This is a genomic window from Paenibacillus wuxiensis (assembly GCF_040195695.1).
GTDB lineage: Bacteria > Bacillota > Bacilli > Paenibacillales > Paenibacillaceae > Paenibacillus_B > Paenibacillus_B suaedae.
Genome location: NZ_JBEFZI010000019.1, coordinates 11,195 through 11,462, shown reverse-complemented (window position 1 = coordinate 11,462; position 268 = coordinate 11,195). Strand labels below are relative to the sequence as shown.

Genomic DNA, 268 nt, shown 5'->3' with positions numbered 1-268 from the left:
CCCAGGAGTCTATGAAGACGTAACTGAGATTATCTTGAACTTGAAGGCCTTGTCGCTGAAAATCCACTCTGATGAAGAGAAAATTCTCGAAATCGATGCGGAAGGCGAAGGGGTAGTAACGGCTGGCGATATTCGAGCGGATAGTGATGTGGAAATTTTGAACCCGGATCTCCGCATTGCGACATTATCACAAGGTTCCAGACTCCATATGCGCATCTATGCGAATCGTGGACGTGGTTACGTACAAGCAGATCGCAACAAACGGGAA

1 pseudogene is annotated in these 268 nt (G+C 47.4%); it reads left to right on the top strand.

From position 1 onward, the window contains the following. Nucleotides 1–268 (top strand): annotated as a pseudogene (locus ABN764_RS28335) (DNA-directed RNA polymerase subunit alpha); the annotation flags it as partial.